We start from the raw sequence: 13,588 nt of genomic DNA, 5'->3' as shown, positions 1-13,588 counted from the left end.
AATCTCTTTTCGAACAGGCCCTTTTCGAACAGGACGGGTACGGGAAGGTTGCGGGTGCTTGAGGATCGCGCTCGTGCTGTTCGCCAGAGTGCGGCTTGCGATGCGGCTTCTCCGCCGGAACAGCGGCCCATCGTCGCGCGGCCCGGCGCAGGGCGGGTGCTGGAGCTGGGCATTGGACCTGGGCATCGGGATTGCCATGTGCACGATCGCCGCCACGCTGATAACCTGACCGGCCAGGAACAGGGCTCAGCCAGAACACCGAGAACTTCCCCCATCAGGAGGCCCGAATGTATGTACCCCCGGCGTTTCGCGAGACCGACCTGCCGTTCATCCACGAGACGATGCGAGCCGCCGGGCTTGCCAATCTGGTAACCGCCACGGCGAGCGGACTGGCGTGCACGCCGTTGCCCATGCTGCTCGACGCCGGCGAGGGCGAGATGGGCACGCTCTACGGGCATGTGGCGAAGGCCAATCCTCAGTGGAGAGAGGCGCCGGTCGGGGAGGCCCTGGCAATCTTCATGGGGCCGGATGCCTATGTCACCCCGTCCTGGTACGCAAGCAAGGAACGGGACGGTAAGGTCGTGCCGACGTGGAACTACGCAGCGGTCCACGCCTATGGACCTGTCGAGTTCTTCGAGGATGCCGACCGGCTGCTCGATGTCGTCACGCGCCTGACCGACCGGCACGAGGCCTCGCGCCCGCAGCCCTGGGCCGTCGGCGACGCGCCACCCGATTTCATCCAGGCACAGTTGCGGGGAATCGTCGGTGTGCGGCTTCCCATCGCCCGGATCGACGCCAAGCGGAAGATGAGCCAGAACCGGAATGCGGAGGACCGGGCGAACGTAAAGGAAGCGCTTTCCCAGAGCGCCGACGCAGGGGAACGCCAAGCCGCTGCTCTCATCCGGGACTGACGTCGGATCGCGCGGCGGTCGAAATCCAAGGCTTGAAGCGTCACGGTGGCGGAGGACGGGATGCCCTCCGCCACCTCGCTTTCCTTACGGCAGCATCTTGCCGGGGTTCAGCAGGCCCTTCGGATCAAGCGCGGTCTTCATCGCGCGCAGCAGGTCGAATTCCACCGGGCTCTTGATGACCGGCATCTCGTCCTTCTTGAAGCGGCCGACGCCGTGTTCGGCCGAAATGGAACCGTCCAGGTCGAAGATGACCTCGTTCACCACGTGGCAGACCTCGTCCCAGCGGGCGAGATAGGCGGCGGTGTCCGCGCCCTCCGGCTGGCTGAGGTTGAAGTGGATGTTGCCGTCGCCGACATGGCCGAAGGGCGTCGGGCGGATGCCGGGGCAGGCGGCGGCCACGGCGGCCTCCGCGCGCTCGATGAACTCCGCGACGCGGGAGACGGGGACCGACACGTCGTTCTTGATCGAGCCGCCTTCGAACTTCTGCGCCTCCACGATGGCCTCGCGGATGAACCAGAGCTGGTTGGCCTGCGTCTCCGACTGGGCGATGGTGGCGTCGGTGGCGAGTTCGGCCTCGAACGCCTCGCCCAGCGCGGCCTCGATGCCCTCGCGGAAGGCGTCGGACTGGGTGCCAGCGGTCAGCTCGGTCAGCACGTACCAGGGCGACGGCTCCGACAGCGGGTCGATGGTGCCGGCGACGTGCTTGAGCGCGAACTCCAGGCAGCGGCGCGACATCAGCTCGAAGGCGGCGACCGCGTCGCCCGAGGCCTCGCGCAGGCGGGCCAGCAGTTCGATGGCGGCGGCGGGGCTGGGCACGGCGACGAAGGCCGTCTCCGACTGGCGCGGGCGCGGGTAGAGCTTCAGCACCGCCGCCGTGATGATGCCCAGCGTGCCTTCCGCTCCGATGAACAGGTGCTTCAGGTCGTAGCCGGTGTTGTTCTTGCGCAAGCTCCGCAGGCCGTTCCAGACGCGCCCGTCGGCCAGAACCACCTCCAGCCCCAGCACGAGGTCGCGCATGTTGCCGTAGCGCAGCACGTTCATGCCGCCCGCGTTGGTGGAGATCAGGCCGCCGACCTGGCAGGTGCCCTCCGCGCCCAGGCTCATGGGCAGCAGGCGGTCCTTGTCCTTCGCGGCCTCCTGCGCGGTCTTCAGCACGACGCCGGCCTCCACCGTCATGGTGTAGTTCAGCGGGTCGATGCTGCGGACCTTGTTCATCCGCGACAGGCTCAGGACGATTTCCCGCCCCTCCTCATAGGGGATGGAGCCGCCGACGAGGCTGGTGTTGCCGCCCTGCGGGACGATGGGGCTCCCGGCCTCGGCGCAGAGCGTCACGACCGCCGCGACTTCCTCCGTGCTGGCCGGACGGACCACCGCCGGGCTGTTGCCCTTGAAGCGCCCGCGCCATTCCGAAAGGTAGGGGGCCATATCCTCCGGCGCGGTGAGGATGCCGTTCGGGCCGACGATGGCGCGGATCTGGTCGAGGATGGCGGCGAGCGAGGCGGAGGTCATGGGCGGAGGTCCGGGGCTGGTGGATTCGGTGCCCCCTCCCTAACCCTCCCCCGCTTCGCGGGAGAGGGGACTGCCGCCACATTCGCATATCAACCCTCTCCCGCGAAGCGGGGGAGGGAGGGACCCGCGAAGCGGGAGGGAGGGGGCCTCTGTCCGGACTTCTACAGCCTCGACGACTTCTTTTCCAGCCGCGCCGCTATCCCCGCGGCGCCGCAGCCCGTCGCAAACGGTCGTTGATCGCCACGCCCAGCCCCTCGTCGGGGATCGGCATCACGGCGATGGCGCGGGCACCCTCCTGGTCGAGGCTGCGGAGGTGGGCGAACAGGTTCGCGGCGGCTTCGTGCAGGTCGCCCTGCGCGCTGAGGTTCAGGCGGGCCTTGCCGCCCTTGATGAAGCGGTCGGGGCCGAAGGTCAGGAAGGCCTCGTCCTCCTCCGCGCTCGTGGCGTTCAGGCGCACGGCGGCGTTGGGGGCGTAGTGGCTTTCCAGCTGGCCGGGGGACTTGGGCGCGTTGGGATCGCCGGCGGAGACCTGAATCGGGCCGATCAGCCGCTCGATCTCCTCGCGCAGCACGGCGCCGGGGCGCAGCAGCACGGGCACCGCGCCGGTCAGGTCGAGCACGGTTGACTCCAGGCCCACCGGGCATTTTCCGCCGGCCACGACCATGCTCACCCGGTCGCCCAGGCTCTCGATGACGTGCTGCGGCGTGGTCGGGCTGACGGCGCCGGAGCGGTTGGCGCTGGGGGCCGCGATGGGGCGCCCGGCGGCCTTCAGCACGGCTTGCGCCACCGGATGGTTGGGCGCACGCACCGCCACGCTGTCCAGCCCGGCGGAGACCAGCAGCGACAGCCCAGCCTCCGCCCGGCGCGGCAGGACCAGCGTCAGCGGGCCGGGCCAGAACTGGTGGGCCAGCTCCACCGCGCGCTCGTCGAAGACGGCGACGGCCTGGCCCGACTCCAGATCCGGCACATGGACGATCAGCGGGTTGAACTGCGGCCGGCCCTTGGCGGCGAAGATCGCGGCGACGGCGCGGTCGTTGGTCGCGTCCCCGCCCAGGCCGTAGACCGTCTCGGTCGGGAAGGCGACCAGATCGCCGGTGCGCAAAGCCTCCCCCGCGCGGGACAGGCCCTGCGGGGTGGTCGGGATGATGTCGGGATGCGTGTCGGTCACGGGATGCTTTGTATCGGGTCCGCCGGTGAAGTCAATTCGCGCGGTTGCACTGGCTCTGTGCAAGCCTTATGACGGGTATGCGCGGCAAACAGCAACATGCCGGCAACAACATGATGGGTGTGGGCATGGCGGGCAAGGTCTTCACCGTGGCGCAGCAGAAGGGCGGGGCGGGAAAGACCACGCTGGTCGCCCATTTGGCCATCGCCTGGATGCAGCTCGGCCGCTCCGTCGCGACGGTGGACATCGACCCGCAGGGCAGCCTGACCCGCTGGCACGAGGTGCGGCACGAGGCCACCGGCGGGGAGCCCGGCTTCACCCACGTCCAGATCACCGGCTGGCGCACCCAGACGGAGGTGGAGCGGCTTGCCCGCACCCACGACATCGTGCTGATCGACAGCCCGCCCCACGCCCAGACGGAGGCGCGAATCGCCGTGCGCGCCGCCAGCCTCGTCATCGCGCCGGTGCAGCCCAGCCCCATGGACCTGTGGGCCGTGCAGCCGACCCTGGACCTTGCCGGGCAGGAGAAGCGCCGGCTGCTGCTGGTGCTGAACCGCGTGCCCCCGCGCGCCCGCATCGCGGACGAGCTGGTGGCGCGGGTTCGCGAGCTGGTGGACCCGCCCGCCATCGACATCGCGGAGGCGCAGATCGGCAACCGCACCGCCTACGCGGGCACGCTGCTGACCGGCCTGTCGGTGACGGAAGCCGCGCGCAAGACCCAGGCGGCGGCCGAGATGCAGGCGCTGGCCGAGGAAATCCTCCGCCGCGCCTGAACCCCTGCCCCTTACAGGGCCTTCAGCGCCTTCAGCACGGCGTCCACATGGCCGGTGACCTTCACCTTGCGCCAGACGTTGCGGACGATGCCGTCCTTGTCGATCAGGAAGGTGGAGCGCTCCAGACCCATGTACTTGCGGCCGTACATGCTTTTCTCCACCCAGACGCCGTAGGTCTCGGCCACCCCGGTTTCCTTGTCGGAGGCGAGGATGAAGGGCAGCTCGTACTTCGCCTTGAACTTGTCGTGGCTGGCGACGCTGTCCTTGGACACGCCGATGATCACGGCGTCCAGGCCGCCGAAGTCGGGGAACTGGTCGCGGAAGCCGCAGGCCTCCGACGTGCAGCCGGAGGTGTCGTCCTTCGGGTAGAAATACAGCACCACCGGCTTGCCCTTCAGGGCGGACAGCGTGACGCTGCCGCCGCCGTCGGTGGGCATGGTGAAGTCCGGGGCCGGGCTTCCGACCTCAACGCTTGCAACGTCTACGCTCATGGCAGTTTGACTTCTTCGTTGGTCTCTGGGGGTGTCAGGCATGACGCCGGCTCCTCGACCAGGGCGACGAAACGGCCGTGGGCGCGGGCGGCGATGCCCCGGATTCTGCTGTCGAGCGCGGCGAAGTCAACCGCCGGCTCCTCGTCCGGGAAGGCGGCGCGCGACAAACCCTCCAGCAGCGTCGGCGACACCTGTCCGGGTTCGAGCACGCCGTCCGTGGTCAGCCGCAGGAATCCCTGCACCCGGCGCCACAGCTTCAGGGTGGAGACCAGCTCATCCGCCACATCCCCGGACAAAAGCCCGGCCCCGGCGCTGTTGAGCAGGGCCGGGGCGGTGGCGATCGACAGCACCTCCGGATGCTCGTGGCCGTGGCGGAGCTGCAGATACTGGGCGGTGAACTCGATGTCGATCAGGCCGCCGCGCGCGTACTTCACGTTCCAGACGTTGTCGGTGCCGAATTCCTTGTCGATCCGGCGGCGCATGTCGGCCACGTCCCACAGCACCTTGTCCGGGTCGCGCGGGCGGGTCAGCACGTCGCGGATGGCCGACTCGACGCGCGCGGCCAGCACCGGGTCGCCGCCGATGACGCGGGCGCGGGTCAGGGCCATGTGCTCCCACGTCCAGGCATCCTTGGTCTGGTAGGAGGTGAAGGCCTCCAGCGAGGTGGCGAGCGGCCCGGCGTTGCCCGACGGGCGCAGCCGCATGTCCACCTCGTACAGGCGCCCGTCCGCCATGGGGGCGGTGATGGCGTTGGTCAGGCGCTGCGTCAGCTTGATGTAATACTCGTTCGGCGCCAGCGGCTTGGCCCCGTCGGACATCCGCGACTCCGGCGGCGCGTCGTACACGACGATCAGGTCGATGTCTGAGGTGATGGTCAGCTGCCGGCTGCCCAGCTTGCCCATCGCCACCACCACCCAGGCGCCGCCGGGGATGCGACCGTGGCGGGCGGCGAACTCCTCCTCCACGCGCAGGGCCAGCTCCGGCACCACCACGTCGGCGAGGTCGGCCAGGAAGGGGCCGCAGCGGTCGCCGTCGGTGATGCCGCGCAGGATATGCGCGCCGGCGCGGAAACGCTGGTCGTTGGTCCAGCGCCGCGACAGGGTCAGCACGTCCTCGAAATCGCGCGCCCCGGCGATGATCCGCCCATACTCCGCCTTCAGCCCGTCGCGGCCCGGCAGCGGGTCGAAGAAGTCGGGGGAGATCACCGCGTCGAGCAGCGACGGGTTGCGCGACAGCGTCTCCGCCAGCCGGGGTGCCGTGCCCATGATCTCGGCCACCAGGGCCAGCAGCCAGGGGTTGGCGATGAACAGTGAGAACAGCCCGACGCCCGCCGGCAGCCGGCCCAGGAAATTGTCGAACTTCACCAGCGCCTCGTCCGGGGAGGGCGTCTTGGCGAGGTCGTTGAGGATGGTCGGCACCAGTTCCGTCAGCAGCTCCCGCGCGCGGCCGGAGCGGGTGGAGCGGTAGCGCCCGCGGTGCCAGGTGGACACGACCGCGATGATCCGGCTGGGGTCCTGGTATCCCATGCCGCGCAGCGTCTCCACCGTGCCGGGGTCGTCGTCGGTGCCGGTGAAGACGAGGTTGCCGGGGCCGGAGAGCGACGGCGCCTCCTCGAACAGCTCGGCATAGCGGTCCTCGACGCGGCCGAGCTGGGCCAGAAGGTCGGCGCGGAACTCGTCCGGCGTGCCGTAGCCGAGGAAGGTCGCCAGATGCGCCACGCCCTCGTCGTCCGCCGGGATCTGGTGGGTCTGCCGGTCGTCGATCATCTGGATGCGGTGCTCGACCCGGCGCAGGAAGCGGTAGGCCTCCTCCAGGTCGGCCACGGCCTGCCCCGGCACGCGCCCGACCGCGCACAGCGCCTTGTTCGCCAGCAGGGTGGGGGCGATGCGCACGCGGATGTCGCGCCCGCCGAAGATCAGCTGCTGCGTCTGCGCGAAGAACTCGATCTCGCGGATTCCGCCGCGCCCGACCTTGATGTCGTGGCCGTTCACCGTCACTTCACGGTGGCCCTTGTGGGCGTTGATCTGGCGCTTGATGGAATGGATGTCCTGGATCGCCGCGAAGTCCAGGTGGCGGCGCCACACGAACGGCTCCAGGAAACGCAGGAAATGGGCGCCGGCCTCCGGGTCGCCGGCGATGGGGCGGGCCTTGATCATGGCCGCGCGCTCCCAGTTCTGGCCGACGCTGCCGTAATAAATTTCGGCGGCCGAGACGGACACCGCCAGCGGCGTGGCCCCCGGATCGGGGCGCAGGCGAAGATCCGTACGGAAGACGTAGCCGTCCTTCGTCCGTTCATCCATAATGCGGACAAGATCGCGCGCGATACGGATGAACGTGCGGGCGAGCTTGTCCGGCTGGGGCGTTTGCACGACGGCGTCGTCGTACAGGACGATCAGGTCGATATCGCTGGAATAGTTGAGCTCGCGCGCACCAAGTTTACCCATGGCAAGCACGATCAGCCCCGACCCGACCCACGGCCGCTTCGGCTCCGGCAGCGTCAGCGTGCCCGCCTCCGCGGCGCGGCGCAGCAGGTGGTTCGCCGCCAGCCGCACCGACGTCTCCGCGATGTCGGACAGGGCGCCGGTGACCTTCTCCAGCTCCCAGGCGTCGGTGATGTCGGCCATCGCGATCAGCAGCGCCGCCCGCCGCTTGGCGACGCGCAGCGCGGTCATCAGCCGGTCGGTGTCGCGCTCCTCGCCATATTCCGCCTCCAGCGTTTGCAACAGGCCGGCGAAGGCCCCATCGTACCCCTCGGTGACAATTCGCCGCACGAAGGGCAGCTCGCGCGTCAGGCTCTGGCCGAGGTACGGGCTGTTGCCGCACAGCGCGTCGATCAGCGCCCGCCCGTCCGCCGCGTCGGCGTATTCCTCCGCCCAGGCGCGCAGGGAGGCGTCGGTTGCGTTCGCCGCCTCCTGGCGCCAGCGCTCCAGGCCCATCTTGGCCAGGGCGGAATCGAACGGCTTCGGCGGCGTGATGATGGGCATGATCGCGGCTATCCCTGCACAAGAATCGGGCAGAAGGTTGCGCGACCGGGCGGTCCCGGTCAACCGTGACGATGCCGGTTCTTTCTCATCGTTTCTCCGCAGAGCCCCACGACATCCAATGACCTCGATGTTTCCGTCATCCCCGCGAAGGCGGGGATCCAGGGCTGATCGGGGGCTTGTCGGGGTGCCCTGGATCCCCGCCTTCGCGGGGATGACGGTTGAGTTCTGTCCATGGACTCTTGGTCTCTTCAGCGGGGGCATTGGCAACACGGGACGCCGCCCTTGATCCGCCGCACCGCAAAGATTCTGGCCTGGACGGCGGCCGGGGCGGTCGTCGCCGTGGGTGCCGCGGGCGGGCTGTTTGCCTGGCGCCTGTCGCAGGGGCCGATCGCGCTCGACCCGCTGACCCCCTATGTGGAGCGCGCGCTGAGCGACCCCGATGGGCGCTACACGGTCGCCGTCGGCAGCCTCGTCCTGTCCTGGGTGGACGAGGAGGAGGCCGTGGGCCTGACCCGTCTCGACATCCGGGCGCTGGACGTGCACGCGGTCAACGCCGACGGCGCGGAGCTGGCCGCCGTGCCGGAGATGGGCGTCGGCTTCTCCGTCCGGGCGCTTTTGCAGGGCAAGCTGTCGCCGACCCGGCTGGACGTGGTGCGCCCGCGCCTTCAGGTACTGCGCCGCGCGGACGGCAGCCTCGACTTCGACGTGCGCGCCAACACCGCTCCCCCCGAATCGAACAGGGCCGAATCGAACAGGGCCGATCCGGACAAGACCGAACCGGATGACGGCCCCGACTTCGCGGGGGAGATCGTCTCCACCCTGTTGCAGCCGCCGACCATCGACCGGCCGCTCGGCCTGCTGCGGCGGTTGAGCATCGTCGGTGCCGACCTGACGGTGGTGAACCGCATGCTCGGCCTGTCCTGGCACGCCAGCCGGGCGGACATCGTGCTGGCCCGCGACGGGGAGGAGATCACCGGCGGCGCGCGGCTTGCGCTTGACCTCGCGGGCACCAGCGCGGCGGTGGAGGCGTCGGGCACCTACCGCATGAAGGACGCGACGACCCAGGCGACCGCGCGGTTCGAAGGGGTGGAGCCCGCCTCGCTCGCCGGGATCGGCCCGGCGCTGGCGCCGCTCGCCTCCGTGAGGGTGCCCATCGGGGGGCGGCTGGAGGCGACGCTCGACAGCCGGTTCGAGCCGGTGCGCGTCGGCTTCGACCTGCACGGCGGGGCCGGCGCGGTGAGCCTGCCGGACCTGCGGCCGGAGCCCGTCCGCGTGCAGGGGGCGCAGTTGCGCGGAACGCTGGACATCCCCGGCCAGCGGGCGGTGGTGGACGGCCTGTCCGTCACGCTGGACGAGCTGGCCCTGTCCGCGCGCGGCACCCTGACCGAGCAGGGCGACCGCCGGACCGGTGCCGCGCATCTGGAACTGGTCCGGGAGGGGCAGACCGCCGTCCTGGATCTCGACGGCACGCAGGTGGTGGGGAAGGGCGCGACGTTGGCCGCGACGCTGGCCGGGCTGGAGCCGGCGCGCTTTGCCGGGCTCGCCCCCGCGCTGGCGCCGCTCGCCGCCGCGCGGGTGCCGCTGTCGGGAACGGCCGCGGCGGAACTTGACACCGACTGGCGCCCCCGCTCCGGCCGGGCGCAGCTGAAGGCCGGCACCGGGCGCATCGAACACCCGACCCTCTTCCCGGAGCCGGTGACCGTGGCCTCCGCCGCGCTGACCGTCGCCGGCGAACTCGCCGGCGACCGCAAGACCGGACGGCTGGATGTGGAGGCGCTGTCGCTAGACCTCGGCGGGCCGGCGGTGGATGGCACGGCGCGGGCGACCCTGACGGACGGCCAGATCGCGGCCGAAGGGGGCGTCACCGCGCGCGAGGTGCCGGTGGACGCGCTGCGCCACCTGTGGCCGATGGGGTTGGGCAAGAACGCGCGGGAGTGGGTGACCAAGAACCTGTCGCGCGGCACCGTGCGGGAGGCGACGGCCAGCTTCGCCGCCGCCGGGCCGCTCGACCAGCCCTCGGCCATCCGCCGCACGCAGTTCGGCGCGACCATCCGCGGCGAGGACATCACCGTGGACTATTTCCACCCGCTGCCGGTGGTGACCGGCGCCGGGGTGGAGGCGACCACCGACGGCAAGTCCTTCACCATCCACACCAAGGGCGGGCGCATCGACGACGTGCAGGTGGGCGACGGCACGGTCGTCATCTCCGGCCTGGACAACGACAAGGAGGCGATGGAACTGCACATGCCCGTGCGCGGGCCGGTGCGCACCATCCTGACGGTGATCGACAGCCCGCCGCTGCGCTACCCCAGCCGCCTCGACCTCGACCCCAAGCGGACGCAGGGCATGGCGGACGCGCAGCTTCACATGCGCTTCCCGCTGCTGGTCGACCTGAAGGTGGAGGATCTGTCCATCGACGTGACCGGCAAGCTGCGCGGCGTCGGCATCGAGAAGGTCGCCGCCGGCCTGAACGCGACGGACGGCGACCTGTCGCTGGCGCTGGACATGAACGCCCTGTCGGTGAAGGGCAACACCAAGCTGGACGGCATCCTCGTCGCCATCGACTGGAAGGAGCAGTTCAGCTCCACCGCCAAGGGGCCGCGCACGCGCATCACGGTGAAGGGTGACGTGGACGCCAACGACCTGCGCAGCCACGGCATCGACCTGGCCGAGCATGTCGAGGGACCGATGGGCGCGGACATCCTGTTCACGGTGGACCAGCGCCACCGCCTCGCCCTGTCCGCCAACATGAACCTGGAAAAGACCCGCCTGCGCATCGACGAGCTGGGCTGGGAGAAGAAGCCCGGCGTCCCCGGCGCCGGCAAGTTGGGGCTGGAGTTCCAGAAGGAACGTCCGACGCGCGTCACCGGCCTGACCATCGACGCCGGCGGCCTGCGCGCGCAGGCGACGCTGGAACTGGCCCAGCCGTCTATGGCCGTCTCCCGCGCGCTGGTCAGCCAGCTTTCGGTGGGGCAGACCGATCTGCGCGCCGAGGTGACGATCCGCCCCGACAAGGGCGGCTACGCCGGGACCATCACGGGCCAGAGCCTGGACGCCCGCGCGCTCGCCGGCCGGGGCGACAAGAAAGACGGTGACAAGAAAGACAAGAAACCCGATCCCGCCGACGGCAAGGCCATTCCCCTGGATTTCAACCTCCGCCTGAACCGGGTGGTCTTCGGAGAAGGGCGCTACCTGTCCGATGTGTCGGGGCAGATGAAGCGCGACCCGCGGTCCTGGACGGCGCTGGACATCAACGCGCGGACGGGCGGCGACGGCACGGTGACCGTGCGCTACCTGCCGGGCGCCCAGGGCTATTACGACGTGGCCATCACGGCCAGCAACGCGGGGGACGCCTTCCGCGCGCTCGACGTCAACGACCGGGTGCAGGGCGGCAACCTGCGCATCACCGGCCGCACGGTGGAGCCGCGCGCCGACGCCATCATCGACGGCAATGTGGAGCTGAAGGACTACGCGCTGGTCGACCCGCCCGTGCTGGCGCGCATCCTGAACGCCATTTCCCCGTCCGGCTTCGCGGAGCTGATGGGCGGCGGCAAGGGCATCCATTTCGGCCGTATGGCCGCCGAATACCGCAAGGAAGGCCGCCTGCTGACCCTGAAGGACCTGCGCACGTCGGGCTCCGCGCTCGGCCTGACGCTGGAGGGCGAGGTGGACATCGAGACCGACACCGCCAACCTGCGCGGCACCATCGTGCCACTCTACGGGCTGAACCGGCTGATCGGGCAGATCCCGCTGCTGGGCGACGCGCTGAGCGGCGGCGAAGGGCAGGGCATCTTCAGCGCGACCTGGCGCGTGCAGGGGCCGCTGTCCGACCCGGATGTCAGCGTGAACCCGCTCGCCGTCCTGGCGCCGGGCTTCCTGCGCAACCTGTTCTTCCTGGGGGATGGAGGCCGCCCGGCGCCTGCGGACAAGGGGCCACCGCCGGGGGCGCATACACGGTAGGGGTTTGCCCCCACCCCGACCCTCCCCCGCTCTCGGCGGACCGAAGGTCCGCCTGCCGCGTCAGCGCAAACCAAAGGTTTGCGCGAGAGCTGGGCGGGGGAGGGGACTGCCGCCACTTCGCCCAAACCTCCCTCCCCCGCCCAGCGCCTACGGTATGCACGGATCTCGCGAGTATGGTAAGTGGCCGATCTAAAATAAAAAGCCCCTCTCCCTTGAGGGGCGCGCCGCCGGAGCCGGCCAGCAATTTTCCCGCTCTTCGAGCGGTAACGACCCCTCATCCCAACCCTTCTCCCCGCTCTCGGCGGCCACAGGCCGCCTGCCGCCGTCAGCGCAAACTTCGTTTGCGCGTGAGGCCAAGGGGAGAAGGGCTTTTCTAGACTGTGTGCATGCTGTAGCGCCCAGCGGGGGAGGGGCGGGGTGGGGGCAAGGTGGGGGGACTACACCACCTTCACCAGCGCGTGCCGCTTCTTGCCCGCGCTCAGCTTGATGACGCCGTCGGCGTTCAGGTCACCCGCCGTGGCCTTCGCGGCCTCATCCGCGATTGCCGCGTCGTTCATCTTGGCGCCGGCACCCTTGATGAGGCGGCGCGCCTCGCCCTTGGACGCGGCGAGGCCGGTCGAGACCAGCAGGTCCACGACGGGGACGCCGGCTTCAAGCTCCGCGCGGGGCACGTCGATGCTCGGCAGGCCCTCGGCGGCGGCACCCTGCTCGAAGGTGCGGCGGGCGGTTTCGGCGGCCTCAAGGGCGGCCTCTTCACCGTGGGCGAGCTTGGTCACCTCGTGGGCGAGGATCTTCTTGGCCTCGTTGATTTCCGCGCCCGGCAGCGACTCCAGCCGCGCCACCTCGTCCAGCGGCAATTCGGTGTAGAGGCGCAGGAAGCGGCCGACGTCGGCGTCCTCCGTGTTGCGCCAGTACTGCCAGAAATCGTACGGGCTCAGCTTGTCGGCGGTCAGCCACACCGCACCCGCCGCCGTCTTGCCCATCTTGGCGCCGGAGGAGGTCGTCAGCAGCGGCGTGGTCAGGCCGAACAGCTCCGCCCCGTCCGTGCGGCGTCCAAGCTCCACGCCGTTGATGATGTTGCCCCACTGGTCGGAGCCGCCCATCTGCAGCACGCACTTCTGGCGCCGGAACAGCTCCACGAAGTCGTAGGCCTGGAGGATCATGTAGTTGAACTCCAGGAACGTCAGCGGCTGCTCGCGGTCCAGCCGCAGCTTGACCGATTCGAAGGTCAGCATGCGGTTGATCGTGAAGTGCCGGCCGATGTCGCGCAGCAGCGGGATGTACTTCAGCCCGTCCAGCCAGTCGCCGTTGTTCACCATCACCGCGTCGGTCGGACCGTCCCCGAAGGACAGGTAGCGGCCGAAGATGCGCTTGATGCCCGCCATGTTGGCGTTGATGACCTCGTCGGTCAGCAGCTGGCGCGCCTCGTCCTTGCCGGACGGGTCGCCGATCTTGGTGGTGCCGCCGCCCATCAGCACGATGGGCTTGTGGCCGGTCTTCTGCAGCCAGCGCAGCATCATGATCGGCAGCAGGCTGCCCACATGCAGACTGTCCGCCGTGCAGTCGAAGCCGATATAGGCGATGATCGGCCCCTTCGCCGCGCGCTCGTCGAGCCCGGCGAGGTCGGTGCACTGGTGGATGAAGCCGCGCTCTTGCAGCGTGCGAAGGAAATCCGATGTCAGCGTCGTCATGGCCGCGATCCGGCTGTCGTGGTAAGGTCCAGGGTCGCGTCTGTTAGCATGGAACGGCCGGCCCCACAATTCTCGGGGGCGGTTTCAGCAGGGGGAAGGGTGTT

The 13,588-nt window shown here is 69.9% G+C and carries 8 protein-coding genes; 3 read left to right on the top strand and 5 right to left on the bottom strand.

The window, feature by feature from the left end:
* Positions 1-287: 287 nt before the first annotated feature.
* Positions 288-911: an FMN-binding negative transcriptional regulator gene (locus ACSVC7_RS18290; RefSeq protein ID WP_448205773.1), complete on the top strand. Its 624-nt coding sequence runs from the start codon at positions 288-290 to the stop codon at positions 909-911.
* Between the two features lie 84 nt (positions 912-995).
* Here ACSVC7_RS18290 and ACSVC7_RS18285 read toward each other — a convergent pair whose 3' ends face one another.
* Both ACSVC7_RS18285 and ACSVC7_RS18280 read right to left on the bottom strand, forming a co-directional pair.
* Entirely contained in the window at positions 996-2,420 is a 1,425-nt protein-coding gene (locus tag ACSVC7_RS18285) for an FAD-binding oxidoreductase (protein WP_448205774.1), read from the bottom strand.
* A 196-nt stretch (positions 2,421-2,616) separates the two neighbouring features.
* On the bottom strand, positions 2,617-3,588 hold the full coding sequence (locus ACSVC7_RS18280) for an L-threonylcarbamoyladenylate synthase (protein WP_448205775.1): 972 nt from the start codon (positions 3,586-3,588) through the stop codon (positions 2,617-2,619).
* A gap of 125 nt (positions 3,589-3,713) precedes the next feature.
* Between ACSVC7_RS18280 and parA the strand changes: the two genes are divergently transcribed.
* Positions 3,714-4,358: a ParA family partition ATPase gene (parA, locus tag ACSVC7_RS18275; RefSeq protein WP_448205776.1), complete on the top strand. Its 645-nt coding sequence runs from the start codon at positions 3,714-3,716 to the stop codon at positions 4,356-4,358.
* A gap of 11 nt (positions 4,359-4,369) precedes the next feature.
* Here the strand turns inward: parA and bcp are convergent, their stop codons facing one another.
* Together bcp and ACSVC7_RS18265 are read right to left on the bottom strand one after the other, a co-directional pair.
* The gene (bcp, locus tag ACSVC7_RS18270) at positions 4,370-4,849 is read right to left on the bottom strand and encodes a thioredoxin-dependent thiol peroxidase (RefSeq protein ID WP_448205777.1); all 480 of its coding nucleotides are present in this window, start codon (positions 4,847-4,849) and stop codon (positions 4,370-4,372) included.
* Positions 4,846-7,833, bottom strand: a complete 2,988-nt coding sequence (locus tag ACSVC7_RS18265; protein ID WP_448205778.1) for a bifunctional [glutamine synthetase] adenylyltransferase/[glutamine synthetase]-adenylyl-L-tyrosine phosphorylase — start codon at positions 7,831-7,833, stop codon at positions 4,846-4,848. The genes bcp and ACSVC7_RS18265 overlap by 4 nt, the downstream gene beginning before the upstream one ends.
* Before the next feature lie 282 nt (positions 7,834-8,115).
* On the opposite strand from ACSVC7_RS18265, the gene ACSVC7_RS18260 reads away from it, so the two are divergent.
* The gene (locus ACSVC7_RS18260; RefSeq protein WP_448205779.1) at positions 8,116-11,793 is read left to right on the top strand and encodes a YhdP family protein; all 3,678 of its coding nucleotides are present in this window, start codon (positions 8,116-8,118) and stop codon (positions 11,791-11,793) included.
* Positions 11,794-12,230: 437 nt separating this feature from the next.
* Here the strand turns inward: ACSVC7_RS18260 and tyrS are convergent, their stop codons facing one another.
* Positions 12,231-13,484: a tyrosine--tRNA ligase gene (gene tyrS / locus ACSVC7_RS18255; RefSeq protein WP_448205780.1), complete on the bottom strand. Its 1,254-nt coding sequence runs from the start codon at positions 13,482-13,484 to the stop codon at positions 12,231-12,233.
* Positions 13,485-13,588: the final 104 nt, after the last annotated feature.

The organism is Azospirillum mesophilum (assembly GCF_053470405.2).
This window is presented reverse-complemented; position numbering and strand designations above follow the sequence as displayed.